The organism is Lysinibacillus sp. BNK-21 (genome assembly GCF_048684915.1).
GTDB lineage: Bacteria > Bacillota > Bacilli > Bacillales_A > Planococcaceae > Lysinibacillus > Lysinibacillus capsici.
Genome location: NZ_JBLQTS010000001.1, coordinates 3,816,826 through 3,842,522, shown reverse-complemented (window position 1 = coordinate 3,842,522; position 25,697 = coordinate 3,816,826). Strand labels below are relative to the sequence as shown.

Sequence of the window (25,697 nt, the reverse complement as noted above, 5' to 3'; positions counted from 1 at the left end):
GAACGATCTAACTGAAGGATAAAAACACAAAACTGATGGATAGCTTCAAGCTTGTATAATTATTTTCCTTTTTTCGAAAGGCGACCAAGCGCAAATGCAGCTGCTCCTAAGCCAATTGCCATGTTCGTTTTTTTGTTAAACACTTGTTTTGTCACAAGTGCAACATTTTGTGGACGCTCAGCTAAACGACGCATAAAGTAACCGTACCAGTCATTACCGAATGGTAGGTATGTGCAGAAATTATAACCTTCACGAGCAAGGTCTAGCTGCATTTCTTTACGGAAACCATATAGCATTTGGAATTCGAATTTTTCATTTGGAATATTATGTTGTTTCACAAATTGTTTTACATGGTTGATCACATTATGATCGTGTGTCGCAATCGAAGTAAATTTACCATGTAGCAAATGATATTCAATTAGTTTTAAGTAATTATGGTCAATATCAGTTTTAGATTGATAAGCCACATTTTCAGGTTCTTTATAAGCACCTTTTACAATACGTAAGCGGAAGTTTTTATATTTCTCAATATTTTCCTCTGATTCGAAGAAGTAAGCTTGAATAACTGTCCCTACGTTATCATACTCTTTGTGTAATTCCTCTAATAATTCAAAAGAGCTATGTAAACGCTCGTAGTTTTCCATATCGAAATTCACGAAAATATTATATTGATGTGCAAGAGCTACGATTTCTTTTAAGTTTTCATAGCAAAATGCGTAATCAATATCTAAACCTAATTGTGAAGGTTTAAGAGAGATGTGTGCATCAAGCTGTTCATCATGAATAGCTTGTACAACAGCTAAAATGTTATTTTTGGCAGCAGTTGCCTCTGATTTTTCGTAGACGAACTCGCCTAGATTATCGACTGTACAAGAAATATTGGCCTTGTTTAATTCTTTAATCGATTGCACAACTTCTGGTAAACTTGTGCCAGCAACAACACTTTGAGCACCCATTTTTAAACCATATTTTTGTGCAGCGCTGTTTAATAATTTGTTCTCTGATAAGTAAATGAAAAAGTCACGTAATACCATCATATGCCTCCAAAAATGAAAATTTTAAATTCTTGGCGATTATAACACTTTTTTTGAAAAGTAAAATGGTTTGATTTTCAGAAAAAATTTTTTCGAAGCCAGTTAGTGAGATAAAACTATTGCAGTCATTGACTTTTTCATGATAAAAATTTAAATTAAAAAATTTTTTCAAAAAAAAAGGACTTTTCAAAATAAAAGATTTGCTTTATGTTAATTAGTATATGTCTAAATTTGCGAATATGTATAATATTGGACTTTTCGAGAGTGATTTACTTGAAATGGCATGATAGTATTTCAGAATTATTTATATTTTAATATAATTTATTAGTGGGTATTCTTAGAAGTGATTCTTAGATATCCGCTTTTTCATTTTTCAATTTAAATATCATATTAATAGTAGTTTATAGTAAAAAAAAACAGGGTGTATTATAATAAAATGGTATATAATCAAGATTAAATTATGTACGTTTTGTGAATTTGTAGTTACTTTTGATTTAGAATAGTGTGTCTATATAAGCAATACAAAAGGGAATATGACTACTCTAAACTAAGATAAGGTGGAAAGTATGGCAAGAGGCAGAAAATTTAATTCAAATGGCGAACAAAGTAAACAACTATTACTTGAAAAAGCGATAGAGCTATTTTCTGATAAAGGTTATCATCACACAAAAATTAGTGACATTGTAAAGGCTGCCAATGTAACTCAGCCTACTTTTTATCTCTATTTTAAAAGCAAGGATGCCCTTTATAACGATTTGAATGCGCAATTTCAAAGCGGATTCTTGGCAGTAATGAATAGTAAGTCAACTGACATTATTGAATATGGATTACAGGGTTTTATCACGCTCTTAGAGCAAAAGTTATTGAACTTGTTCGTATACATAATTGAAAATCCTGAATTAACAAAAATAGGTTTTATTGAATCCAAGCAAGCACATTTGGTGAAAAACCAAATGACACAGCAATTGATCCACCTTATTTATCTGCATGATTGTGACAAAGATCTACAACTGTATAGTGTGGATATAAAAATCATGATAGATAGTTTAGTAGGCTCAATAGAAAGACTCATCATTACGAATTTATTAGAAGAAAAAAGGTTACCTGCAGAACTTGCAAATGATATTGTACAATTATATTTTTGGAAAACCAAAGAAGTGATATAAAAAACTGCCATCGATACTTATTATCGATGACAGTTTTTTTAATTGCTTATTCTTATATGCTGATAGTAGCCTTTTTGATCTTTGCTCTTCGGGTGAATAAGTAGCATATATTCCTGATTTGGTGATAAAGCACTCTTAGGTGTAACAGTTAATGTACGACCTTCAATTTTAACTGCTACGGGTACTTCCTTAGCTCCTAAAGCAGCCAGTTGAATGTTGCTTTTAGCAATTTGAGAAGTAAGCCCAGCAGGAATTTTTACTGTAAATTTTTGTGTATCAGCAATATTTTTTACCGTGGAAAGTTGTTTATATTTAGGATATTTCTCCTTCAATGCATCATAATGTGCCTGGAAAATAGGTGCTGTTGTGGTTTGAACATTTGGCTTAACGCCTACTTCATGAATAGTATGACCTGCAGGACCTGTAAATTTACCAACTGTAAGCTTTAAATAGCTACCATCCTGTAATGTGTAAAAGCCTTGCATAGCGCCTTTCCCATAGGTTGTTTCTCCGTATAAAATAGCAGCTTTCTGGTCTTTCAATGATGCGGAAAGCATTTCAGAAGCACTGGCACTATAGCGGTTTACAAGAATACGGGTATCTTTAGGAAACTTTGTATCTTGTTGAACTGCTGGGATGGTATAAGAGTTATGTGCTTCTTCTAATAAATACGCAACTTTAGCAGATTGGAATAATCCTGTTAGTTCTTCAGCTGTTGTCACATAACCTCCACCATTATTTTGTAAATCTAAGATGAACGATGTTGCACCACGTTTTTTTAAGTCTATCAGCGCATTTTTAACAAGCTGTGCACCATCCTCTGAAAAGGAAGCCAACGAAATATAGCCCACATTTCCAAATAGCATGTCAGCTTGTACATTTGGTAATGTGAATTTTTTACGTGTAATAGTTTTGGTAGTTTTTGAACTGTCACTATTCTTTAATGTAACTTCCACCTTAGTCCCTTCATTACCGATTAAAAGGGAAGAGGCCTCTTGAGTAGAACGCCCGATAATGGATTCACCATTAACCCCAATGATGATATCTCCAGCCTGAACACCAGCCTCAAAAGCACCACTGCCTTCGATTACTTGTAAAATATGAATTCCATCTTCGTGTTCTTCAATCACCACACCTATACCTATAGTAGATAGGTTGATGCTATTCATATAATTTTCAAATTCTTGCTTAGTGAAGTAGGTTGAGTAAGGATCAAGCATACTCATGATTTCTGAGATGGATGTAGCCTTCTCTAAATTTCCATTAATTGTTCCAACGTAAGTATCTTTCACAATCTCCTTAATTTCCTTAATAAGCTGTTGATCATTTTCAGCAGCGTGAGTAGTTGTAAAAGGGAGAAGGAAGAAGCTTAGAACAAATACGAATGACCATATTAACTTTTTCATTGGACACCTCTTTTCTAGAACTCAAAATAGAATGTATCATTATTAGGTATTAAATGGATGGTTACATTATGCAATTGAGTATCTAATTTTTATTATACATGAAGCCATCGCTATAGTGGTGGACTTATATGAGGTAGAAAAAGAATCTACTTGTCGCTATGGGCAAGTAGATTCTTGTAAATTATTTTTTTATCAATTTATGAATAATAAAACCAATTGATGCGCCAACAATAGCTGGTAAAAGCCATCCTAAATTTTGCTCATACATTGGCAATGCTTTCAGGATAGTTTCATAAGGTGTAATTTCAACTTTCATTTGTTTTAAGCCATCATATAGACTGACAAGGAAAGTTGGAACGAGCGCTAAAATATAAACAATTTGTCCACCTTTAAAGAAATGATCAGCTAGTGACAAGACCATCAATACCATAGCTAAAGGATAAATGATTAATAGTACAGGTAGTGATGCACTAATTATTGTTGAAAGTCCCACATTTGTAATAGCTGTACTAAAAATAGTGAAGACAACTAAAAACGTTTTATATGAAATTTGAGGGAATAGCTTATGGAAAAATTGTGCATTAGCAGTCAATAAACCAACAGCTGTGGATATACAAGCTAGTAAAATAGTCGCAGACAAAATAATACTTCCAAGGCTTCCAAAGAGCACCTCAGCTGATTTTGCAATAATATTTCCGCCATTATCAGAAATACCGATTGCATTGATACTTGTATTACCAATATGCCCTAGAGAGATATAGACAAAGGATAAACCTATTGCAGCAACGACCCCCGCAAAAATGGTTGTTTTTACTTGTTTTCTTGTATCTTTCATACCCATATCACGCAAGGCTTGTAAAATGACGATACCAAAAACAAGAGCACTTAGAACGTCCATCGTTAAGTAACCTTGTACAAAGCCTTCAGCTAATGGTGACACTTTATAGTTTCCTACGGCTTCTCCTGGTTCTCCCATAGGAGAGATAAAACTTTTAACAGCAAGCAATAAAATAACAAAAAGCAGGGCAGGTGTTAAAATTTTACCTACTCGATCGACGAGCTTCGAAGGGTTAATAGATAAATATAGAATTAACGTGAAAAACAAGATAGATGTGATAAAAAGTGGCGCCCAATGATCCCTCATCGCTTCAGAGAGAAATGGCGCAATGCCTATTTCATAGGACACAGATCCAGTACGTGGTACAGCAAAGAACGGTCCAATTGCTAAGTAGACAATGGAGGTGAAAATCACCCCAAAAGCAGGACTAACACGGTTAGCAAGCAGTTGTAAATCGCCTCCTGCTTTGGCAACAGCAACAATCGCTAATAGTGGAAGACCAACACCTGTTATAAGGAAACCAATCATGGCTACAGTGATGTTTTCACCTGCTTGTTGGCCTAATAATGGTGGGAAAATAATATTACCAGCACCCAAGAACAAGGCAAATAGTAGTAATCCTACTGCTAAATTTCCTTTGATGAAATGCAAGATGTTTTTCATAAGTATAATAACTCCTTTAAGATTGAAAAGCTAAAACTTTCTAAAAATTTTAAATACAGAAGTGTATGTTATCATAGGAACACTAATCTTGCAATGAAAATAGTATTTCAATATAGTCGGATTTCGTCGTATTCTATAAGTTTCCTATAATGTTTGAAAAATAGTCAGTTTTTCCGATTTTTCATGCAATAGTTATCTAGTATGATAGACACACAAGGGAATATTCTAGCACGAACGGAGGCACTTTGGTATGCAAAAGACAAAAAAATGGAGAATTCTTGTTCTAAGTACTTTAGCAACTTCATTTTTAGCATTACAAACAGCGGAAGCAGCAACATATACTGTACAAAAAGGAGATACTTTAACGAAAATCGCCCAAAATCATCAAGTCACGATTGGGGATATTATGAAGTGGAATAATCTATCGAAAGATACGATTTTTGTAGCTCAAAAGCTTGAGATTCCAAAACAATCAACGAATGAGGGAGTAAAGCCCGCAACTCCATCAACTTCTGGAAAACCAGCATCTAGTTCTCATACAGTAGCAAAGGGTGACACCTTATCAAAAATTGCAAAGCTATATAATGTGACAATTAAGGATATAATGGATTGGAATAAGCTTGAAAAAGACACGATTTTTGTTGGACAAGTACTGAAGCTTTCTTCAGCTGCAGTGATACCCGATGGTGATACTATACATAATAATGTGACTTCAGGTACGGGCACTCCATCAAAAGTAACTGCGAAAGATCCTACAGCTAATGGACAAGCGATTTATAACAAAACCGTTGAAGTTGCCAATACATTGGTTGGAACACCCTATCTATACGGTGGAAATACACCTGTAGGGCTTGATTGCAGTGGCTTTATTTTTTATGCCTTTAATCAAGGTGGTTTAAAAATAGGAAGAGCAAGCAGTGAGGGCTATTTTTACGGTAATACTACCCATGTAGAAAATCCAGTACCCGGCGATTTAGTGTTCTTTGAGAATACGTATAAAGAAGGTATTTCTCATATGGGAATTTATCTCGGAGATAATAAATTCATTCATGCGGGTACAGATGGTGTAGAAGTTTCGGATGTTACGTACTCCTACTGGTCTTCTAAATTAGTAGCCTATAAACGTTTTGATAGTGTGAAATAAAAAGTAGCGATTTTTGCCTAGGCAAAAATCGCTTTTAACAAAACCCCCCTTTCTTCTAAATGAAGTGACCCCTATAAGTTAGACACGGTTATTTCGTTTAGGCAGCTTGGGTAAACTGAGTTCGGTATTCTACCGGACTCAGTTTTAATTTTGCCTTTAAACGTCTCGTGTTGTAATACGTTATATACTTTTCAAGTTCCTTTTTAAAATGCTCGACACTATCAAATTCCTTTAAGTAGAGGAATTCTGACTTCATGATGCCGAAGAAATTCTCCATGACAGAGTTGTCATAACAGTTTCCCTTACGTGACATACTTTGCACAATGCCTCTTGATTCAAGGGCGTGGCGATATTGTTTCATTTGGTAATGCCAACCTTGATCTGAATGCATCAATAATTGATGTTCCTCTGGCAACCTCTCTAGTGCCTTCTCCAACATTTCTGATACAAGCGAATATGTTGGTCTATGACCAATTGTGTACGTAATAATTTCGCCGTTAAATAAGTCTAAAATAGGTGATAAATAGAGCTTTTCACCAAACAGCTTAAACTCCGTAATATCTGTAACCCATTTTTCATTCGGTGCTTCTGCTATGAAGTTACGATCCAATCTATTAGGCGCAATCTTACCGATTGTCCCTTTATAAGATTTGTATTTCTTCATACGCACTAAGCACTTTAAACCTAATTCTTTCATGATACGTTGAACCTTTTTATGATTCACTTTTTTCCCACGATTTGCTAGCTCATCACGAATACGACGATAACCATAACGACCTTCGTGTTCGTTATAAATTGCTCGAATTTCGGCCTTTAACTCGGCATCTGGATCTGGACGATCCATCTTCTTCACTAAATCATAGTACGTGCTACGTGGAATGCCTGCGAATTTCGCAAGCGCCTTCACCGAGTATTTATGCCTTAATTCATAGATGACCTTTACTTTGTCTTCTTTGGTGATTTTTCCTTGGCTTGAACTAAGGCGTTCAACTTTTTTAAGTACTCATTTTCCATACGTAGACGATTGATTTCTGCTTGAAGTGCTTCAGGTGTCCCTTCTACTGGTGCTTGTTTTGGTTGTTTGTTCGTTTCTTTTTTCATGGATGGATGCCCCTTTTTCCTTGATTGAAGGGCATCGAATCCTTTTGTTTTAAATTGCTTTTTCCAACTACGAAGTGTAGAAGGCGTAGCTATCTTAAAGATAGCTGCTGTTTCAAGTAAGGACGTACCATTTTCAATCATAAAGTTTAGTACGTCTAGTTTAAACTGTGCCGAATAATTTGTATATCGCTTTATAAACGCTTCTACGCCATTATACTCATATTGTTTCGCCCAATTAAGAATTGCTTTGTGATCTGTTCCGATAGATTTAGCAATTTCATGTGAACTTTCATTGCCTTTTATGTAACGTAAGGCTGCTTGTAGTTTTTCTTCCGATGTAAATTTAGCCATATAAAAACTGCTCCTCCAAATGTTAGATGTGTCTAACATTTGGGGAGCAGTTCATAAAAGAGAAAGGGGGGTTTTAGGTTATTGTGTTACACGAGCTGTCCAACGAGAAAGGTCAGCGTCTTTAGCATCAACAAGCTCTGCAGGGAAAATAAATGTCCAAGGCTTTGTGGAGTTTGGCTGGACAGTTAAGATTGGATCCATTTTAAAGGAACCTTTGGCAATTTGTTTACCTGTAGCATCGACAATTTCTAATGGTAATTGTTCTAGATTGATTGCTTTATTATGTCCATTACGAATAAAGATAGATACGTTTAAATTACCATTGTCAGCTAGTTTGGCCTGTAAACCTGTGAAATTCACTTCTGTCTCACCTAGCTTTGGTAATGTTTTAACGATTTTCTCAAGTTCTTCTTTTTGTTCTGCTGGTAACTGTTTTTCCCATGACGGATCTAATTCTAATTGATGACCGCGAAGGGAAACAAGATTAAAGGCAATTTTCCAGCCATCTTCGGGAACTTCATCTACTTTAATTGTAGACTTTTCAAATTCAAATACCCATGGACGAGCACTTTCTGCTGGGATTGTACCAAGTGCTTTAAAATCGAATTTTTTAGATGCAACAAGCTCATCATTTTTATCCATAATGAAAAGTTCAATTTCACCTAGCTCAATAGCTTGAGGTAGAGAGGAACGGAAAAATGCACGAACTAACCATTTTCCACCTCGACCTTCTTCAATACTAATTGAAGAGAGCGATAATTGGTTTGGTTTCAACGGCTCTAGCTCATTCGCTAGGAAGTTAAAAATGTATTTTTGCTCTTGTGGGACATCCCATTCTGGATGGAATGATAATTTTGTCTCCACATCGCGATTATCACCTGTATTTTTCGTTGTATTCCCTAGTAAATCTTTTGAGTCAATTGTGTTTTCCTGAACAACTTTATCTGATTTTTTAAAAAATGAAAATAAGCCCATTATTGTTCCTCCTGTTGTGCCTCAACTGTTTTCATGAAGCCTGTAATTTCTATAATAATAGAACGACGTAATTCTTGGAAGTTTTTACCGAATAATTCTAACCCTTCACGTTGGTAAATTCGCATTGGATCTTCTTGCTGATAATGACGTAGACCGATTCCTTCTTTTAAATGCGTCATGGCCTCTAAATGCTTAATCCAGCCGCTATCAATATGGCTAAGCATAATTTGAGGAAGTACTTCTATGACTCTTTCGTTTTCAGCGAATGTCTCCATGCGATCAAGCAGTTCTTGTTCAGAAGGTTGAATTTCAGCAAGAATTTGTTTTGTTTTTCCTATTTCTCGGTTGATTGAAACAGGTGTGATGAATAATGAGTTAAGCGCATTCTCCATTTGTTCGTAATCCCATTCAATTGGAGATACATCTTCTGGCGCGGCGTCATGAACAGCAAAATCAACCGTTTCACGTAGCATTTTCTTCAGTTCACCCATTAAATCTTCGCCAGCTAAAATTTTGTCGCGAAGTCCATAAAGAACGGTACGTTGGTCATTGATAACATCGTCTAATTTTAGGTTATACTCCCGCATGCCATATTGGGAACCTTCAACAATTCGTTGTGTTCGGTCAATAAGCTCTTGAACCTCTTTATTTTGAATAATACCCTGATCATCTACAATCATTTTTGCAGAGAATTTTTCTACTTCTTCTTTTGCGTAACGGCGGAACATATCATCTTCAATAGAGAGAATGAAGCGACTTTCGCCTACATCACCTTGACGGCCTGAACGCCCACGCAACTGATTGTCTACACGACGGCTTTCATGCTTTTCTGTCCCAATTACATATAAACCACCAAGCTCGTGTACATCCTCACCTAACATGATATCCGTACCACGACCAGCCATGTTTGTCGCTACCGTAATACGACCCTTTTGACCTGCCTGTGAAATAAGTTCAACTTCTTGTTCAACTGTTTTTGCATTAAGTAATTGGAATGTTAATTTTTCCTTTTTCAGATAGTCAGCTACAGTTTCAGATTGTAAAATCGATGTTGTCCCAATTAAAATTGGCTGGCCTTTTTCATGACGTTTTTTAACCTCAGCTGCAACATACTTATATTTTGCTTCCTGTGTGCTAAAAATAAGGTCAGGTTGATCAATACGCTGACGCGGACGGTTTGTTGGGATTTGCACAACTTCCATGCCGTATACTTCGCGAATTTCTTTTTCCTGTGTTTTCGCTGTACCTGTCATCCCGGAAAGCTTTGGATACATACGGAAATAGTTTTGAATTGTGACCTGGGCCATTGATTTATTTTCATCTGTAATCGTTACGCCTTCTTTAGCTTCAATCGCTTGATGTAAACCATCAGAAAGTGAACGACCTTCCAAAATACGACCTGTAAACATATCAACAAGCTCAATTTTGTCTTCTTTGACAATGTAATCAACATCGCGCTTAAACATCACATGTGCACGTACTGCTTGGATTACGTAATGGAAGAGTGTTTGGTGTTCTAAGTCATATAAATTATCGATATTGAAGGCAGCCTCAACCTTTTCAATACCTTTATCCGTTAGAGAAGTAGCCTTTGTTTCATCGTCAAAGTCATAATCTTCATCTTTCTTAAATCGTTTCGCTAACATAGCAGCAATGCGGTGTAATTCATCATTAGAAGGCATTTTACCTGCGATAATTAAAGGTGTTTTCGCTTCGTCGATTAATACACTATCTACTTCATCGATAATAGCGAAGTGATAAGGACGTTGTACTTTATCTGCTAAGCTATAAGCCATATTGTCACGTAGATAATCGAAGCCAAACTCAGTACCCACACCGTATGTAATATCGGCGTTATAGGCTTCTTTCTTTTCACCAGGTTCCATCATTGGTACATTTAAACCTACAGTTAAGCCAAGGAAACGATGGATTTGACCAACAAGCTCATAGTCACGCTTTGCTAGGTAATCATTAACCGTGATGACATGAACACCTTTACCTTCTAATGCACGCACATAAGAGGGAAGAGAAGCAACAAGTGTTTTACCTTCACCAGTAGGCATTTCAGCAATATTGCCTTCAGTTAATACCAGGCCACCGATAAGCTGGACATCAAAATGACGCATTCCTAATACACGCTTTGAGGCTTCGCGTACAACAGCAAATGCGTCCGGGATGATCGATGTAAGAGGCTCACCTTGTTCTAATTGATCTTTGAAAATAAAAGTCATTTCTCGTAATTCGGCATCTGACTTGTTAACATATTTTTCTTCAAGATTGTTAATTTGATCTACTATTTTGTAGTAGCGTTTTAATTGACGAGCACTAGTTTGCTCTTTATTACTTTTGAAAATTGAGAACATGAAATATACGCTCCTTTAAAGTTGTCTACATGCTAGACACTCCATTATTCTATCAAATTTTGCGAATGGTGACTACATTTGACTGTATAGGAATCTACTAATGCTAAAATGTACAAAATATTTGTGAAATCGTGGAAAATGTTTAGAAAAAGTATATTTCAATGCTTGTTCATGCTATAATCAATTTGGATTTCAATGTAGATTATATATTTGAGGAGGAGAGACATGCTTTACGTGTCTTTAATAGCAGCGTTCGTTGCATCCATTTTGTTAACTCCATTAGTGAAACGTTTAGCGTTTAGAATAGGTGCAGTTGATGCACCAAACTATCGAAAAGTACATGCTCGAATTATGCCAAGACTTGGCGGTTTAGCCATTTTCCTTGCCTTTATTATTGGCGTGACGATTTTATACTCATTTTTAGTTCATACAAAACATGGTAGTAATGAGGCTTTATTAGCTATCATTATTGGTGCTTGTATAATCGTAATCACAGGTGTTATTGATGATATGCGTGAGATTTCTGCTAAAGCAAAAATGCTTGGTCAGCTAGTTGCTGCACTGATTGTTGTTTTTGTAGGTGGTATTGAAATTGAAATGGTTAATCTACCTTTCTTAGGTACATTAGATTTTGGTTTATTGAGTATTCCATTAACGATTATTTGGATCATCGGTATTACGAATGCCATTAATTTAATTGACGGCCTTGATGGTCTAGCTGCAGGTGTTTCTACGATTGCACTGATTACATTAGCTGTCATGGCGTTTATCATGAGCAATGTGTTTGTTTTAGCGTTAGCAGCCATTTTAGCTGTAGCTTCACTTGGTTTCTTATTTTATAATTTCCACCCAGCAAAAATCTTTATGGGTGATACAGGGGCATTGTTCCTAGGATTTATGATCTCTGTGTTAGCGTTACTTGGTTTTAAAAATATTACATTCGTAGCTTTAATCATTCCAATTATTATCCTTGGTGTTCCGATTTCTGATACATTCTTTGCCATTGTTCGTCGTGTTCGCATGAAGAAGAAATGGTCTGACCCAGATAAATCACATTTACACCATCGATTACTCGATATGGGCTTTACACATCGACAAACAGTCCTAATTATCTACGGAATTGCAGTAATGTTTGGATTAGCAGCTATCATTTTCTCTATGGCAAAGGTTTGGGGAGCTATATTACTTGTAGCGGTCATCCTAACAGCTATTGAAATCTTTGTAGAGGTCATCGGATTGGCTGGTAAAAACTATAAACCATTATTAAATTTTGTACGGATATTTAGTAAATAAAATATAAGCAATCATACAATTTGTATGATTGCTTTTTTGTTGTTAAATAGGGTTACTATTAAAGTTAGACACTGAGAAACTCTTTTAAACCGATTATATATAGGGAATGGAATAGAAGGTAAACTTAAATAAGCTTGTTTATCGATTACTAGGAGGGGTAAATGAAAAGGGTAGTCAATCAATGGAGAAGCCATATAAAAAGACCATAGACAAGTTGTTTGTCTATGGTCTGAAAGCTCTATTCAGTAACTGAATTGTCATCGCTACTAGCAGCACTATCTGTTCCTGTATTGCCACTTGTTAGACTTGATGATTGTTCATTTAGGCCAAGATGGTTTTTGAAAATCTCCTTTGTTTCTTCAACAGAATCTTGATTTAACTGGTAATAATAAATACCAGTAGATGTATCATCCGTGCCATCTAATGTTAAGGAATCGATACGTGGTGCGCCTTTTGATAAATAAGATAAGAAGGACTTCATTTCAGTGAATGTCATATCTGTTTTCATATTATCACCAAGAGCTTTAATGACATCATCATATTTCGTAACGGACTTAACAGAAGCGACTTTTTTAATAATCGCAGATAGAATTTCCTGTTGACGTTTACCACGCTCAATATCATTATCTTGTTTACGTGTTCTTGCGAGTGCAAGTGCCTCACTACCATTTAAATGTTGTAAGCCTGGCTGTAAGTTAATTGTAAACTTATCAAACTCATCTAATTCATGTAAAGCATAAGGTACTTCAGCTTCAATACCACCTAAAGCATCGACTACATCAATAAAGGCATTGAAATTCATACGTACATAGTAATTGATTGGAATATCAAATAGTTCCTCTACTGTTTCAATAGTAGTAAGTGTTCCACCCATAGCATGTGCATGAGTAATTTTATCTTTATAACCTACTTTAGGAATATAAACGTAAGAATCACGAGGAATGCTTAGCATTTTAATTGTATGAGTTTTGTTATTTAATGTAGCTAAAACGAGTGCATCGGAGCGTGAATGATCCGAACCTTGCCCTCGATTGTCACTATCATCAACACCTACAAATAAAATAGAGACATTGTCATGTACAGGCTCTACTTTCTCTACACGTTGCGTTGAAACCTCTCGACCTTCTAACTCCTCATATGCTGAGTCTGCAGCATGCTCTACCTGTTTTGTAAGGTAAACAGCATAAGCCGTTACACAAATCACCAAGCTTGCAACAAGGAGTAGTGTAACTTTTATAATTAAGGAAGCTTTAGAAGACCTCTTTTTATTTGGACTAACAGATCTTTTTTTCATAATAGATATATTCTCCTCTAATTATTGGGAATAATAATGCGATAAAGCTAACTTTTATTCAATTTTAACTAAGCAATTGTGTGGACAATAAAATAGCTTAACAAAAAAATTATACTATGCATATTTAGTTTCGACAATTAAAACTATTTAATTGACAATAAATTCTACAAATTGAGCATCTTCGAAAGTGATGGTAGCCTGTCCATTTGTCATTTCTGTTATCCAACTTCGGAACTGTTCTTCTTCCTCTTTTAGCACAGAAACAATAATTTCAACACCCTCCAAATAACGTATTTCCTCTAAAGAATATGATGAACTTCTTATTTCATTTTCGACTTTTCCTAGCCATGTATAATCAATAGCTACTTTCATGACATGATGCAATTTACGTTCAACTATCTGTGCAGCAGTTAATCCCTCTGTAGTTGCTTTTCCATAAGCACGAATAAGGCCACCACCACCGAGCTTAATGCCTCCGAAATAGCGGGTCACAACAACGACCGTATCTTTTAACCCTTGTTTTTTTAAGACCTCTAACATAGGGACGCCTGCAGTACCACTAGGTTCCCCATCATCATTTGCCTTTTGAATATGATCATGCTCTCCAATAATATATGCAGAGCAGTTATGTGTTGCATTATGATGCAATTTTTTTATACCATCTATAAAAGAAATTGCATCCTCTTCCGTTTCTGCACGTTCTATATAAGTGAGAAAGCGAGATTTGGAAATGACAATTTCGCTTTCACCATATCCTTTTACTGTTAAATAGTTTTCTCTCATTCGTATCAATCTCCTTTTAACTAGAGTTCTATTCTATAATTTTCATGAAGAAAAAGCATTAAATTTTAGCATGGTAATGCTATAATAGGTGTAGACTATGGAATATGTGATTTTAGTCTATTAAATTAGTAAGTAATCATAAGACATTAGACTGGGGAGTATACTATGTTTTCAAATGATACCTTCGATTTAAAGTCGCTTGATGACATTTTTAATCGAATGTTAGATACAATCATGAGCTCAAAGGATGATATCTTTATTATAAGTGAACAAAGCCGCAGAAGCTTTGAAGATATGCAAAAAGAGCTGGAAATTGTTCGAAAACAAATATCAATCGTAATTGATGATGGCGATGCATTGGAAAAAAGTACGCAGCTTGCTAAGCAACGACTTGTGCTAGTGAGTAAAGCTTTTGATAATTATACCGAAGAACAAGTTAGAGAAGCCTATGAAACTGCACATGATTTTCAAGTAAAGCTCTCCGTTATTAGAACACAAGAAAAACAGCTACGGGATAAAAGAGATGATCTAGAGAGAAGATTAAGAGGATTACTCGATACGATTGAACGTGCTGATCATATTGTTAATCAGGTAAATGTCGTTTTGAATTACTTAACTTCAGATTTAAGAAATGTTGGTTTAGCCCTTGAACAAGCAAAAATGAAACAGGATTTTGGGATACGTATTATTGCAGCTCAAGAGGAAGAGCGTAAGCGTTTATCAAGAGAGATTCACGATGGACCTGCTCAAATGCTTGCAAATGTCCTTATGCGCACTGATTTAATAGATAGAACGTATCGTGAAAAAGGTATTGAAAAGGCTTTGGCTGAAATTGCCGATTTAAAGAAAACGGTACGTAATGCCTTATCTGAGGTGCGACGTATTATTTATGATCTACGACCAATGGCACTTGATGATTTGGGAATTATTCCGACATTAAAGAAGTATTTATCGACAGTGACTGAATATAATCCAGGTGTTGAAATTCATTTCCAATCGAGAAGTACAGAAAAACGTATACCTTCAAATTATGAAGTATCCATTTTCCGATTAGTACAAGAATGTGTAACCAACGCCATGAAGCATGGAAAGTGTAAAGACATTTGGGTAAAGCTTGAATGGTTAAAAGATGCCGTCAACATTGTTGTAAAAGATGATGGCATAGGCTTCGACCCACAAGTAGTGAAAGATCATTCCTTTGGAATATTAGGAATGAAAGAACGTATTGAAATTTTAAATGGTACAATCACCATTACGAGTGAAATCAATCGAGGGACAACGGTGTTATTTAAAATACCGTTAGAAGTAGAATGATGTAACTGTCGCAGAAATCTAGGGGGTAAAGACAAATGACAAAGATTATTATTGTAGACGATCACCAGCTATTCCGCGAAGGAGTAAAACGCATTTTAGATTTTGAAGATACGTTTGATGTAGTAGCAGAAGGTGACGATGGTACAGATGTGGTTACGTTATACGCTGAAAACGAACCAGATGTTGTACTTATGGATATTAACATGCCAGGCAAAAATGGAGTAGAAGCAACGGCAGAGTTAATTACTGAATTTCCAGATGCAAAAGTGATTATGCTGTCTATACATGACGATGAAACATATGTTACGCATGCATTAAAATCAGGTGCTCTTGGCTATATGTTAAAAGAGATGGATGCAGATGAAATCGTTGAGGCGATTAAAGTTGTTGCCAACGGCGGTTCTTATTTACATCCAAAAGTAACGAAAAACCTAGTAGCAGAATTTAAACGACTTTCAGAACATGAAAATAAAGGAAACTTCCATCAAACTGAAATTCGTCGTCCATTCCATTTGCTAACTAAGCGTGAATGTGAAGTATTACAATTATTAACAGATGGTCAATCAAACCGTACAATTGGTGAGACACTGTTTATCTCTGAAAAAACAGTTAAAAACCACGTATCAAGTATTCTACAAAAAATGAATGTGAATGACCGTACACAAGCAGTTGTAACAGCCATTAAAAATGGCTGGGTTGAAGTACGTTAATTGCTAAAACTGTTTTTAAAAGCTACTTTTTATTGAAGTAGTTTTTAAAACAGTTTTTTATTGTTTTTTGGTAATAATTTGTATTGGGCTTACATGATGAAGAACAGGTCATTCACAATTTTGTAACATTACTAATCATTAGTATGAATATGATAACTAGCAATTCATGCAACATTTTACAGCCTAATGCGTCATAAGGAAGATGTAGCACTTAAATGTTGAAAATGCACAACAAAATTCCTACGAAAGCATTTATATGCTACAATATGCGCGGGAGGTTTTTTGATGTTAAAGAAAAGTTTTCTAGCAGTTCTAATCTTATTAGTGTTAACTGCCTGTGGTAATAAAGATGAAAAGATGAGTGATGAAGAACGAGATAAAGTAATAGAGGATGGTACAGTTGGCTTTGAAATGATGGGTGGAAACGTAGAAAAGGCTGATAATGTACCAGCGGAAGATGAAAAGGCGATTTTAGCATCTTTTGATGAGTATATTGCTGCATTAAATGCTGAAGAAATTGATCGTTATATGAATACAATCTCGAAAAATCCAAAGGGTTTTAAATACGATGAAGAAAAAACATATGCATCAGAAGTATTTGATCAATTTGATATTAAGCGTGAAGTAGAAAATGTAACAATTGCAAAGTATGAATCAGAAGAGGCGCAAGTATTTGCCAACATGAAAATGCACTCACTTCAGCTTGAGACAAATGTCGAACATGAAAGTGCAGGACGTCAGGTAACAGTCTTTGTGAAAGAGGACAATGATTGGAAAGTGACGAGTGTCTTTTATATTGGCGATGACTCACAGTCAAGTACAGGAAATTAACAGAAGCTATCTTCATTCAACATATCAATTGAGTGAAGATATGCCTATTTATACATAGACAATGAATGTGAAATGGAAGCTAGCTTACTAGCACGACTCTAGAAGGGCAAGAACGGGAATCCGACGTTCGTCATTCATTTCACATTCATTTCTTTTTGTTTTCCGTCATTTATGCAAAAGCGAAGCGCCAGCAATAACAACACAACAACAACAACAATTGCACCAAGTAGAAATAGATTGTAAACTAAAAATTATAGGAGAGTGGACATGGATGAGGACGGCAATCGTAACAGATAGTACTGCATATATTACAGCTGAGGAACGTGCACGCTTAAACATTCACATGATACCTTTAAGTGTTAATATCTCAGGTCAATTATTTGCAGAAGAAGTAGATATCACAGCATCTGAATTTTATGATAAGGTGCGTGGAGCTAAAGAATTTCCTAAAACAACACAACCTCCAATTGGAGAATTTGTTGCTCTTTTTGATGAGCTAGCAAAGGATTACGATGAGATAATTTCCATCCATTTATCGAGTGGTATTAGTGGAACATACCAAGGTGCAGTGCAGGCCAGTGAAATGGTGGAAGGTATTAATGTTTATGCCTTTGACAGTGAAATATCCTGTGCTGTTCAAGGCTTTTACGTATTAAGAGCAGCGGAAATGGCGAAAGAGGGCCATTCAGCAAAAGACATACTTGCTGCATTAGCAGACATGCAGCAGTTTATTCGTGCTTACTTCATTGTAGACGACTTAGCACATTTACAGCGTGGTGGGCGTTTATCTTCTGCCGCAGCATTAATCGGTGGCTTACTACAAGTAAAGCCTGTTTTACATTTTGTGGATAAGGTAATTGTACCTTTCGAAAAAATCCGAACACGTAAAAAGGCATTAAAGCGTGCGGAAGAATTGCTAGCAGAGGATGCAAAAAAGTATGCAGCGATGGACGCTGTTGTCATTCACGGAAATTGTCCTGCTGAAGCCCAAGAATGGCTAGAGCAATTAGCCGCAACGTACCCAAACGTAAACTTTAAATTGAGCTATTTTGGTCCTGTTATTGGTACTCATTTGGGTGAAGGGTCAATGGGATTAGGATGGACAAAAAAATAACGAATTGTGAGAAGTCTCTACTGCAAAAGTAGAGGCTTTTTTCTATGAAAGGGGAGGTTTTAATGAGATATAGGGGTTGGTTGTTGCCCCCAGCATTACGTGATTTTCATGAAGGGCGCATTTGGTTAAAAGAACATTCGCCATTTTCATCTGAAGATATTGAGAAAGCAATAAAGCGAAAATACGTCAGTATAATAGAAGGAATTCAAATGAAGCCAGCTATGAAATGCAATCGTTGTCACAATACAGACCAGCACCTATTCACAAAATTCGATTGCTCAAAATGTCAGCAACAATGTGTCTACTGCCGACACTGTATTAAGATGGGGAGAGTCAGTAGCTGTACACAATTGATGACTTGGACAGGTCCCAAGACGATAAAAATTAACAAGCATTCATTAAAATGGGCAGGGCAATACACCGAACTCCAGCAACAGGCTGCTAATGAAACCTTGGCAAGTGTGAAAGCAAAACGCTCCCATTTAATTCATGCAGTTTGCGGTGCAGGCAAAACAGAGCTACTTTTTCCTACTGTCTATGATGCATTAAAGAGAGGGCTACGTGTTTGTATTGCTACACCACGGACAGATGTAGTGTTAGAACTGTATCCACGCTTTCAAGAGGCTTTTCCGGATACAGTTATTCATGCTTTATACGGTGGAGCACCTCACCAAAAGGGCTATGCGCAGTTTATTATAGCAACGACGCATCAGCTCTACCGATTTGATAAGGCATTTGATGTCATTATTGTAGATGAGGCAGATGCTTTTCCTTATACATTTGATGAAACTCTACAAAGAGCAGTAGAAAAGGCTAAAAAGGAAAATGCTCCTCTGGTATTTGTGACAGCAACCCCATCAGCATCATTACTCCATACTTTCCAGCAAGAAAGCTACTCTTTTATTCCAAAACGCTATCATAATCATCCATTACCAATCCCACAAGTAAGTTCTTTATGGGGCTATGATAAATGCTTTAAGCGAGGTAAAATCCCTAAAAGGTTAAAAAAGTGGGTGGAGGAGCGCTTACACCAAAAGGAACCCTTTTTACTATTTTTCCCGACAATTGACTTAATGAAACGTGCAACTCCTCTTTTTCAAGGGTTAAATGAAGACATATTGGCTGTGCATGCAGCTGACCCAGAGCGGAAGGTGAAGGTGTTAAAGCTACGAAATAAAGCAGTTCCGGGCTTATTAACCACTACGATATTAGAAAGAGGCATTACAATCAGCAATGTACAGGTGGCTGTTATAGGGGCAGAGTCATTGATTTTTACTGCAAATGCTCTCATTCAGATTGCAGGTCGAGTTGGGCGAGATGTTCAATTTCCTGATGGGGACGTCCTATTCTTTCATCACGGTATTACGGCAGAGATGGATGAGGCATGTGCAAAAATTCAATTTTATAATAAGAAGGGATTTTCTGAATGAATAAAATAGAATCTCATTGTTTAATATGCACACAGCCATTAAAAATAACTATTTACTGGAAAATTATTCTAACCAAGCAATTCTCGCCGACTATATGTGAAAGATGTGCCGCTCGTTTTGTACCTTCTCAATCTGCTACATCCCTTTATCAATATAATGAGGCGATGAAGGATTACTTACACCAGCTAAAGTTTCTTCAAGATGTGGCTCTTGCAAAGGTATTTCGGCAGGAGCTTCATAATCGTCTCACCAAAGAAAAAGCGATGATTCTACCCATTCCAATGCACCCTCTCAAACAACAGGAGCGTACATTCTCGCATACTGATGAACTATTAAAGGCAGCGCATATTCCTTTTATACAATTATTAGAAAAGACAACGACAGAAACCCAAAGCTCAAAAAATAGAGAGCAGCGAATACATGCAGCTCCACTTTTTTGCTTAAAGGAGGGTGCACAAGTTGAACATAAAAACTATCTTCTTTTTGACGATATAAAAACTACAGGGACAACTCTACAGCATGCTGAAAATGTTTTAATACAGGCAGGTGCTAAAAATGTCCAATACTTCACATTAATTGAAGGATGAAAATACCAATGCATTATGTATAATAGTTAATGAGACAGCATTCGTAGATAAGTTTTCTAGAAAGAGGAGGAAGGCCAATGGCAGAGGTTCGTAATTGTCCAAAATGTAATGAATTTTTTAATTATACGGGAGTCCGAGAAGTGTGTCATAAGTGTGCACAATCAGAGGAGGAGCTTTATCAAATCGTTTATCGTTTCTTACGTAAACGTGAAAACCGCGCAGCAACAGTAGAACGTATTGTGGAAGCCACGGGAGCAGATAAAGACTTACTATTTAAATGGGTCCGTAAAGGCCGTTTACAGCCAGCAATGTTCCCGAATCTAGGCTATCCATGTGATAACTGTGGTCATCTAACGACGACAGGAAAGCTCTGCTCGAAATGTCAAGATGAATTAAAAGCAGACTTACGGACATTTGAAGCTGCCAAAGAGTTTCGTCAAAGTGTCGAAGAACGTGAGAGAGTAACCTATCACTCAGAGCGTAAACGTTAATTACTCCAAGTGTGTTAATTTTAAACAAAATTAGCACACTTTTTTCTATGTGAAAACTTAACATTATGTGAGACAATCCGAAATAATAGTAAGATAGGATTTAGAGATGGGGGGTATTGAAATGAAAATTACATCTTATGGAGTTAATGCAGTAAACGCCTATAAAAACCAAGTACGTAATGTGAAATCAAATACAAACAAGGCATCTTTCGCCGATAAAATTGAAATTTCAAAGGCTGCACAAGAAATGCGAGGTGTTTCAACATACAGTTCGGAGCGAGCAGATCATGTTCAACAGTTGAAAAAGGATATTGCTTCTGGCGATTACAAAGTAGATGCGCGTAAAGTGGCAGAGGATATGCTGAAATATTATCGTTTCTAGGGAATAGCAGAAAGGGTGTATAACGATATGTCTGTAGAAGCAATTAGTTCTACACTAATAATGCTAGAGAGAATGCATAAAAGCTTACTCGAACTAGCCTTTAAAAAAACGGAAATTATTAAAGCTGGCGATATCGAAGCGCTAGACCAATTGCTCAAGGATGAGCAGGCGCATGTAGCAGCCATCGATAAGCTCGAGCAACAGCGTCAGAAACAGGTAACGGACTACCTTGAAGCAAAGGGACTTGCTTCAGCTGACAAAACAACTGTCGCGGATGTCATCGAGGCTGCTGAACAACAAGCTGACAAAGCAACACTATCAGCAGTTCGCGAACGTTTAATGCAAATTATCAATGACCTACGAAAACAAAATGATCTAAATCAAAAACTCGTTTTCCAATCATTACAGATCGTCAACCTAACATTAGATGCAGTAAGACCCCGTACAGAGCAAATGAACTATTCCAGCAACGAAGTACGTGGAACTAATACCATAGCTAAAAAATCATATTTCGATTCACAAGCATAACAAGGGAGGAAGAAAAATGCGCTCAACATTTATGGGCTTAGAAGCTAGTAAACGTGGCCTCTTCACACAGCAAACTGCTTTATATACAACAGGTCACAATATTTCCAACGCCAACACACTAGGCTACTCTCGTCAACGAGTGAACATGCAGGCAACACCTGGATTTCCAACTGCCGGACTAAATTCGCCTTCATATCCTGGTCATCTTGGGACAGGTGTCGAAGCAACATCTATCCAACGTATTCGCGATGAGTTTATTGATCGGCAATATCGTCAGGAAACAAATCGACTAGGTTATTGGGAATCCACAGTAAAATCTATCTCGCAAATAGAAGATGTAATGAATGAACCCTCTCAATATGGAATTAACCAGGCATTCACCAATTTTTGGAAATCAATGGAAGATATCACTAAAGATCCACAATTAATGGCTGGGCGTCAGGTGTTGCTTGCTGAAGGAAGAACTCTTGCAGACTCCTTCAATTATATGGATCGGCAATTAAAGAAGGTTCAAGGGAATATCGGGAATGAAATAAAGGTTACAACAGACGTCGTCAACTCACTTCTTAAACAAATTGCTCATATTAATAAGCAAATTGAAGAGGTTGAACCGAATGGCAATGTGCCGAATGATTTATATGATGCACGGGACTTGTTGGTAGATGAATTAAATAAAAAATTGCCTGTGTCCATCCAACGAGAAAAATCTGGTGGGTTAGCAAACGATGTAGCAGAAGGTACTATTACAATTACCTATGAACCATCAGATGGTAGTCCACCAATCACCTTAGTAAACGGCAGGGAATATGCAACACTTGCTGCTGTGGATAGAAACGGTAATCGTATAGATGGTGAAGAAGACGATCCAGCAACAGGAAGTTTTGCAGAGTTTTTGGAGTTTAGAATTTCTGATATTGGGGAACCACCAACTGATCCGATGGTAGGTCCTTCTACTATTAGCTTTGGTCAACTGCATAAAGAAGGTGGGGGTTTTCGAGCGTTAATCGAAGCTTATGGTCACAGTTATAATAATGGCACAGGACAAGGACTCTATTCCGAAATGATAGCTAATCTGGATAAGTTAGCTAATGAATTTATTACCGAATTTAATGCGATTCATCGAGCAGGTTTTGGACTAAACGACACTGTTGGCAATCGTGATTTTTTCAGTGGTACAACAGCCCGTGATTTTAAAATAGTAATTACAAAACCAGAAGAAGTGGCTGCGTCTGATACAGCAGGTGAATCTGGTAATAATAAAAATATGCTTAAATTAGCAGAGTTACAGTCAAAGACAAATGCCAATTTAGGTCAAGCCACATTCCAGAACTTCTATAGAGGAATAACAGGGGACTTAGCTGTCAAAGGAAAAGAGGCAGAAACTAATTTTAAGAACTCGCAGGCATTACATTTACAAATCGCTAATAATCGAGCTGCGATGAGTTCGGTTTCTTTAGATGAAGAGATGACCAATATGATTACATTTCAACAAGCATACAACGCTAATGCACGTATGATTACCGTAGTGGATGAAACACTAGACAAAATTATTAATGGAATGGGACGAGTAGGACTATAATCGCTACCTGAAAGGAGAGTTATCGATGCGTGTTACACAATCCATGTTATCTAATAACATGTTACGGAATTTAAATAGCAGCTATGGAAAAATGTCCAACTATCAAAATATGTTGACTTCTGGTAGGAAATTCAACAAACCATCTGAGGATCCTGTTGCAGCAGTGGTGGGCATGGGATACCGTGTAGATCTCGGTAAAAACGAACAATACCAACGTAATCTAAGTACAGCGAATTCATGGTTAGATTCAACGGACTCAGCTTTTAATGAAGTTGGTTCTGCATTAACCCGTGTCAAGGAACTGATTGTCCAGGCTGCAAATGATACAAATGGGAAGGAACGTCAAAAAATTAATGCAGAAATGAAACAAATTAAGGAGTCTCTCCGAGATGTTGGTAACACACAAATTGCTGGGAATTATATTTTTTCAGGTACACATGTAGATCAGCCGCTCTATACGGATAAAATAAGTCCACAAAATCCAGCTATTACAACATTGGGAAAAGAGAAAAATATTGAGATTGATGTGTTTGACGGAATTAGAATGTCAGTGAATACACCAGGTGCTGAGTTATTCGGGGAACTCGATGACTTTATGGCTCATGTGATAGCTACTTTAGATGATGATACTAAAACAAGTGATGAAGTGAGCGCAGCACTTGGCTTACAAGTAACAGATGGTGGTGGGGCAACAATCCCGGCACTAGATAGTATTCATGAAAAGACATTGAAACTACAAGCTGATGTTGGAGCACGTCAAAATCGAGTTGAACTGATGGGAAATCGTTTGAAAATTGGTGAAGAACATGCCACAAAGCAAATGTCGCTAAACGAGGATACAGAATATCCTGAAACGATTACCAATATGGTAACACAAGAATCTATTCACCAGGCAGCTCTATCCGTAGGAGCAAAAATTATTCAGCAGACTTTAGTCGATTTTATTAGATAAAATCGACTAAAGCTCTTTTAAAAAGTAATATAGGATGAATTAATCGATTATCCAAATGATGAATTTAGATATTTTAAGAAAGATGTGATGCGTATGAAATTGCCACAAATTCAAATTCGCACAACAGATATTCAAATGGATTGGCAAAAACAGGATCCTATCCAATATATTAAACAACCTTCAGCTGAATTATCTATTTCTCAGCCAGCTGCAATTCTTGAAATGAGTACAACACCAGGTAAATTGACAATTGACTCTTCGGATGCAAGAAGAGATTTAGGTTTTTTTCCAACTGGTGAAATGATAGAGCGCTATGCACAGGAGGGGAAGAACGAAGCTGCAAAAGGTCTTGTGCGCCGAATGCAAGAAGGACGACAAATGAGAGAAAGTGCTGGTAAAGGTCAAGAAGGCACTGTTATTCAACAAATCGCTAAACAAAATCATGGTCCAAAAAGAGCAGGTCCATATAATATTGAATTTGTTCCTTCTGTCGGTTCAGTGAAAACGAATTATCACCCTGGCAAACTAGACATAAATATTACACGTCGTTATCCACAAATTAATGTACAAGTAAACAAAGTAATACATGCTTACACACCTGGTAAAATAACAGGAACAATGATACAAAGACCACGTGTTGATATCGATGTTCTTCGTTAAAGAGAAAATACACAAAAGAAGGGTTTCTATAATGAAAATAAATTCGATTTTTTTGGGGGAAATAGAAATTGCGGAACAAGATATATTAGTTTTTGAACATGGCTTAATGGGCTTAGAGGAGTATAAGAAATTTGTTCTTCTCCCTCTGGATGTTGATTTACCATTAATCCTATTGCAATCAATAGAGTGTGCAGAAATTAGTTTTATTCTTGCGTTCCCTTATGCTTTTAAAATAGATTATCATTTTGATATAAGTGAAGAGGATAAAAAGCAGCTACAAATTGAAAAAGAAGAGGATGTAGTTGCTTATGTAATCATTACATTCAAAGAACCCTTTGAACAATCTACATTGAATTTATTAGCACCAATCGTTATGAATAATAACAAAAAGCTTGGTAAACAAATAGTACTACACGATAAAGATTATCCGCTGCGCTATCCAATCCCAGTGTTAAAAGGTAGGGATAAATAATGCTCGTATTATCAAGGAAAAAAAATGAATCTATTATGATTGGTGATCAAATTGAAATAAAAATATTAGCTGTTGAAGGAGAACAAATAAAGCTTGGGATTATCGCTCCAAAAGCAGTAACCATCCATCGTAAAGAAATATTCGAAGATATTCAAAGACAAAACAAAGAGGCATTAGTATTAAATGTTGATTTATTAGATCAATTAAAAAAATATAAATAATATGGACAAAGGAAG

At 36.5% G+C, this 25,697-nt stretch carries 25 protein-coding genes; 17 read left to right on the top strand and 8 right to left on the bottom strand.

Annotation, left to right across the window (positions count from 1 at the left end; translation table 11 throughout):
- Window positions 1–59 precede the first annotated feature (59 nt).
- On the bottom strand, window positions 60–1,034 hold the full coding sequence (locus tag ACMGGO_RS19480) for a proline dehydrogenase family protein (protein ID WP_036074906.1): 975 nt from the start codon (window positions 1,032–1,034) through the stop codon (window positions 60–62).
- Between the two features lie 566 nt (window positions 1,035–1,600).
- On the opposite strand from ACMGGO_RS19480, the gene ACMGGO_RS19475 reads away from it, so the two are divergent.
- Window positions 1,601–2,200 carry a TetR/AcrR family transcriptional regulator gene (locus tag ACMGGO_RS19475; protein ID WP_103117447.1) on the top strand — a complete coding sequence of 200 codons (600 nt, stop codon included), beginning with the start codon at window positions 1,601–1,603 and terminating at the stop codon, window positions 2,198–2,200.
- Window positions 2,201–2,238: 38 nt separating this feature from the next.
- Here the strand turns inward: ACMGGO_RS19475 and ACMGGO_RS19470 are convergent, their stop codons facing one another.
- Both ACMGGO_RS19470 and brnQ read right to left on the bottom strand, forming a co-directional pair.
- Window positions 2,239–3,606 (bottom strand): S41 family peptidase, encoded by a 1,368-nt coding sequence (locus tag ACMGGO_RS19470; RefSeq protein ID WP_387255081.1) that lies wholly within the window; start codon window positions 3,604–3,606, stop codon window positions 2,239–2,241.
- A 181-nt stretch (window positions 3,607–3,787) separates the two neighbouring features.
- Window positions 3,788–5,107, bottom strand: a complete 1,320-nt coding sequence (gene brnQ, locus ACMGGO_RS19465; protein ID WP_048392094.1) for a branched-chain amino acid transport system II carrier protein — start codon at window positions 5,105–5,107, stop codon at window positions 3,788–3,790.
- Window positions 5,108–5,357: 250 nt separating this feature from the next.
- On the opposite strand from brnQ, the gene ACMGGO_RS19460 reads away from it, so the two are divergent.
- Complete coding sequence (locus tag ACMGGO_RS19460) at window positions 5,358–6,251, top strand: LysM peptidoglycan-binding domain-containing protein (protein WP_054549746.1); 894 nt, start codon at window positions 5,358–5,360, stop codon at window positions 6,249–6,251.
- Between the two features lie 97 nt (window positions 6,252–6,348).
- Here the strand turns inward: ACMGGO_RS19460 and ACMGGO_RS19455 are convergent.
- From ACMGGO_RS19455 to secA2, 3 genes are all read right to left on the bottom strand, one after another.
- A protein-coding gene (locus tag ACMGGO_RS19455; protein ID WP_139111235.1) for an IS3 family transposase occupies window positions 6,349–7,703 on the bottom strand; the annotation gives its coding sequence in 2 pieces (ribosomal slippage) (window positions 6,349–7,250 and window positions 7,250–7,703; 1,356 coding nt in all).
- A gap of 78 nt (window positions 7,704–7,781) precedes the next feature.
- Window positions 7,782–8,678 carry an accessory Sec system S-layer assembly protein gene (locus ACMGGO_RS19450; RefSeq protein WP_054549747.1) on the bottom strand — a complete coding sequence of 299 codons (897 nt, stop codon included), beginning with the start codon at window positions 8,676–8,678 and terminating at the stop codon, window positions 7,782–7,784.
- On the bottom strand, window positions 8,678–11,041 hold the full coding sequence (gene secA2, locus ACMGGO_RS19445; protein ID WP_312123824.1) for an accessory Sec system translocase SecA2: 2,364 nt from the start codon (window positions 11,039–11,041) through the stop codon (window positions 8,678–8,680). Before secA2 ends, ACMGGO_RS19450 begins: the two co-directional genes overlap by 1 nt.
- A 225-nt stretch (window positions 11,042–11,266) precedes the next feature.
- On the opposite strand from secA2, the gene ACMGGO_RS19440 reads away from it, so the two are divergent.
- A complete protein-coding gene (locus ACMGGO_RS19440; RefSeq protein WP_004230902.1) occupies window positions 11,267–12,334 on the top strand; it encodes a glycosyltransferase family 4 protein in 1,068 nt (355 codons plus the stop codon).
- A 238-nt stretch (window positions 12,335–12,572) separates the two neighbouring features.
- On the opposite strand, the gene ACMGGO_RS19435 is transcribed toward ACMGGO_RS19440, so the two are convergent.
- Window positions 12,573–13,628 (bottom strand): LCP family protein, encoded by a 1,056-nt coding sequence (locus tag ACMGGO_RS19435; protein WP_387255077.1) that lies wholly within the window; start codon window positions 13,626–13,628, stop codon window positions 12,573–12,575.
- Between the two features lie 147 nt (window positions 13,629–13,775).
- Window positions 13,776–14,411: a YigZ family protein gene (locus ACMGGO_RS19430; RefSeq protein ID WP_103117453.1), complete on the bottom strand. Its 636-nt coding sequence runs from the start codon at window positions 14,409–14,411 to the stop codon at window positions 13,776–13,778.
- A 165-nt stretch (window positions 14,412–14,576) separates the two neighbouring features.
- On the opposite strand from ACMGGO_RS19430, the gene ACMGGO_RS19425 reads away from it, so the two are divergent.
- The 14 genes from ACMGGO_RS19425 to csrA all read left to right on the top strand — a co-directional run bounded on the left by ACMGGO_RS19425 (window position 14,577) and on the right by csrA (window position 25,682).
- The gene (locus ACMGGO_RS19425) at window positions 14,577–15,725 is read left to right on the top strand and encodes a sensor histidine kinase (protein WP_048392088.1); all 1,149 of its coding nucleotides are present in this window, start codon (window positions 14,577–14,579) and stop codon (window positions 15,723–15,725) included.
- 35 nt (window positions 15,726–15,760) lie between these two features.
- Entirely contained in the window at window positions 15,761–16,435 is a 675-nt protein-coding gene (locus tag ACMGGO_RS19420; protein WP_004227590.1) for a response regulator transcription factor, read from the top strand.
- Between the two features lie 285 nt (window positions 16,436–16,720).
- Complete coding sequence (locus tag ACMGGO_RS19415) at window positions 16,721–17,266, top strand: DUF3225 domain-containing protein (RefSeq protein WP_004227588.1); 546 nt, start codon at window positions 16,721–16,723, stop codon at window positions 17,264–17,266.
- Window positions 17,267–17,537: 271 nt separating this feature from the next.
- Window positions 17,538–18,380 carry a DegV family protein gene (locus tag ACMGGO_RS19410; protein ID WP_259951071.1) on the top strand — a complete coding sequence of 281 codons (843 nt, stop codon included), beginning with the start codon at window positions 17,538–17,540 and terminating at the stop codon, window positions 18,378–18,380.
- Window positions 18,381–18,424: 44 nt separating this feature from the next.
- Entirely contained in the window at window positions 18,425–19,810 is a 1,386-nt protein-coding gene (locus tag ACMGGO_RS19405) for a DEAD/DEAH box helicase (RefSeq protein WP_387255073.1), read from the top strand.
- Entirely contained in the window at window positions 19,807–20,397 is a 591-nt protein-coding gene (locus ACMGGO_RS19400) for a ComF family protein (RefSeq protein WP_420282141.1), read from the top strand. The genes ACMGGO_RS19405 and ACMGGO_RS19400 overlap by 4 nt, the downstream gene beginning before the upstream one ends.
- A gap of 77 nt (window positions 20,398–20,474) precedes the next feature.
- A complete protein-coding gene (locus ACMGGO_RS19395) occupies window positions 20,475–20,888 on the top strand; it encodes a TIGR03826 family flagellar region protein (protein ID WP_004227580.1) in 414 nt (137 codons plus the stop codon).
- A gap of 121 nt (window positions 20,889–21,009) precedes the next feature.
- Window positions 21,010–21,270: a flagellar biosynthesis anti-sigma factor FlgM gene (gene flgM, locus ACMGGO_RS19390; protein ID WP_369354346.1), complete on the top strand. Its 261-nt coding sequence runs from the start codon at window positions 21,010–21,012 to the stop codon at window positions 21,268–21,270.
- A 27-nt stretch (window positions 21,271–21,297) separates the two neighbouring features.
- On the top strand, window positions 21,298–21,798 hold the full coding sequence (locus ACMGGO_RS19385) for a flagellar protein FlgN (protein ID WP_054549756.1): 501 nt from the start codon (window positions 21,298–21,300) through the stop codon (window positions 21,796–21,798).
- 16 nt (window positions 21,799–21,814) lie between these two features.
- Window positions 21,815–23,377 (top strand): flagellar hook-associated protein FlgK, encoded by a 1,563-nt coding sequence (gene flgK, locus ACMGGO_RS19380; RefSeq protein ID WP_279493949.1) that lies wholly within the window; start codon window positions 21,815–21,817, stop codon window positions 23,375–23,377.
- Between the two features lie 25 nt (window positions 23,378–23,402).
- Window positions 23,403–24,329: a flagellar hook-associated protein FlgL gene (gene flgL / locus ACMGGO_RS19375; protein WP_279493950.1), complete on the top strand. Its 927-nt coding sequence runs from the start codon at window positions 23,403–23,405 to the stop codon at window positions 24,327–24,329.
- A gap of 93 nt (window positions 24,330–24,422) precedes the next feature.
- Window positions 24,423–24,989 carry a DUF6470 family protein gene (locus ACMGGO_RS19370; RefSeq protein ID WP_420282140.1) on the top strand — a complete coding sequence of 189 codons (567 nt, stop codon included), beginning with the start codon at window positions 24,423–24,425 and terminating at the stop codon, window positions 24,987–24,989.
- Window positions 24,990–25,020: 31 nt separating this feature from the next.
- Complete coding sequence (fliW, locus tag ACMGGO_RS19365; protein ID WP_216486562.1) at window positions 25,021–25,461, top strand: flagellar assembly protein FliW; 441 nt, start codon at window positions 25,021–25,023, stop codon at window positions 25,459–25,461.
- The gene (gene csrA / locus ACMGGO_RS19360; RefSeq protein WP_279493953.1) at window positions 25,461–25,682 is read left to right on the top strand and encodes a carbon storage regulator CsrA; all 222 of its coding nucleotides are present in this window, start codon (window positions 25,461–25,463) and stop codon (window positions 25,680–25,682) included. The genes fliW and csrA overlap by 1 nt, the downstream gene beginning before the upstream one ends.
- Window positions 25,683–25,697: the final 15 nt, after the last annotated feature.

What these genes read in the sequence shown, in the direction of transcription:
- ACMGGO_RS19480 (WP_036074906.1), bottom strand. Translation starts at nt 1,034, where the DNA reads ATGGTATTACGTGACTTTTTCATTTACTTATCAGAGAACAAATTATTA.
- ACMGGO_RS19475 (WP_103117447.1), top strand. Translation starts at nt 1,601, where the DNA reads ATGGCAAGAGGCAGAAAATTTAATTCAAATGGCGAACAAAGTAAACAA.
- ACMGGO_RS19470 (WP_387255081.1), bottom strand. Translation starts at nt 3,606, where the DNA reads ATGAAAAAGTTAATATGGTCATTCGTATTTGTTCTAAGCTTCTTCCTT.
- brnQ (WP_048392094.1), bottom strand. Translation starts at nt 5,107, where the DNA reads ATGAAAAACATCTTGCATTTCATCAAAGGAAATTTAGCAGTAGGATTA.
- ACMGGO_RS19460 (WP_054549746.1), top strand. Translation starts at nt 5,358, where the DNA reads ATGCAAAAGACAAAAAAATGGAGAATTCTTGTTCTAAGTACTTTAGCA.
- ACMGGO_RS19450 (WP_054549747.1), bottom strand. Translation starts at nt 8,678, where the DNA reads ATGGGCTTATTTTCATTTTTTAAAAAATCAGATAAAGTTGTTCAGGAA.
- secA2 (WP_312123824.1), bottom strand. Translation starts at nt 11,041, where the DNA reads ATGTTCTCAATTTTCAAAAGTAATAAAGAGCAAACTAGTGCTCGTCAA.
- ACMGGO_RS19440 (WP_004230902.1), top strand. Translation starts at nt 11,267, where the DNA reads ATGCTTTACGTGTCTTTAATAGCAGCGTTCGTTGCATCCATTTTGTTA.
- ACMGGO_RS19435 (WP_387255077.1), bottom strand. Translation starts at nt 13,628, where the DNA reads ATGAAAAAAAGATCTGTTAGTCCAAATAAAAAGAGGTCTTCTAAAGCT.
- ACMGGO_RS19430 (WP_103117453.1), bottom strand. Translation starts at nt 14,411, where the DNA reads ATGAGAGAAAACTATTTAACAGTAAAAGGATATGGTGAAAGCGAAATT.
- ACMGGO_RS19425 (WP_048392088.1), top strand. Translation starts at nt 14,577, where the DNA reads ATGTTTTCAAATGATACCTTCGATTTAAAGTCGCTTGATGACATTTTT.
- ACMGGO_RS19420 (WP_004227590.1), top strand. Translation starts at nt 15,761, where the DNA reads ATGACAAAGATTATTATTGTAGACGATCACCAGCTATTCCGCGAAGGA.
- ACMGGO_RS19415 (WP_004227588.1), top strand. Translation starts at nt 16,721, where the DNA reads ATGTTAAAGAAAAGTTTTCTAGCAGTTCTAATCTTATTAGTGTTAACT.
- ACMGGO_RS19410 (WP_259951071.1), top strand. Translation starts at nt 17,538, where the DNA reads ATGAGGACGGCAATCGTAACAGATAGTACTGCATATATTACAGCTGAG.
- ACMGGO_RS19405 (WP_387255073.1), top strand. Translation starts at nt 18,425, where the DNA reads ATGAAAGGGGAGGTTTTAATGAGATATAGGGGTTGGTTGTTGCCCCCA.
- ACMGGO_RS19400 (WP_420282141.1), top strand. Translation starts at nt 19,807, where the DNA reads ATGAATAAAATAGAATCTCATTGTTTAATATGCACACAGCCATTAAAA.
- ACMGGO_RS19395 (WP_004227580.1), top strand. Translation starts at nt 20,475, where the DNA reads ATGGCAGAGGTTCGTAATTGTCCAAAATGTAATGAATTTTTTAATTAT.
- flgM (WP_369354346.1), top strand. Translation starts at nt 21,010, where the DNA reads ATGAAAATTACATCTTATGGAGTTAATGCAGTAAACGCCTATAAAAAC.
- ACMGGO_RS19385 (WP_054549756.1), top strand. Translation starts at nt 21,298, where the DNA reads ATGTCTGTAGAAGCAATTAGTTCTACACTAATAATGCTAGAGAGAATG.
- flgK (WP_279493949.1), top strand. Translation starts at nt 21,815, where the DNA reads ATGCGCTCAACATTTATGGGCTTAGAAGCTAGTAAACGTGGCCTCTTC.
- flgL (WP_279493950.1), top strand. Translation starts at nt 23,403, where the DNA reads ATGCGTGTTACACAATCCATGTTATCTAATAACATGTTACGGAATTTA.
- ACMGGO_RS19370 (WP_420282140.1), top strand. Translation starts at nt 24,423, where the DNA reads ATGAAATTGCCACAAATTCAAATTCGCACAACAGATATTCAAATGGAT.
- fliW (WP_216486562.1), top strand. Translation starts at nt 25,021, where the DNA reads ATGAAAATAAATTCGATTTTTTTGGGGGAAATAGAAATTGCGGAACAA.
- csrA (WP_279493953.1), top strand. Translation starts at nt 25,461, where the DNA reads ATGCTCGTATTATCAAGGAAAAAAAATGAATCTATTATGATTGGTGAT.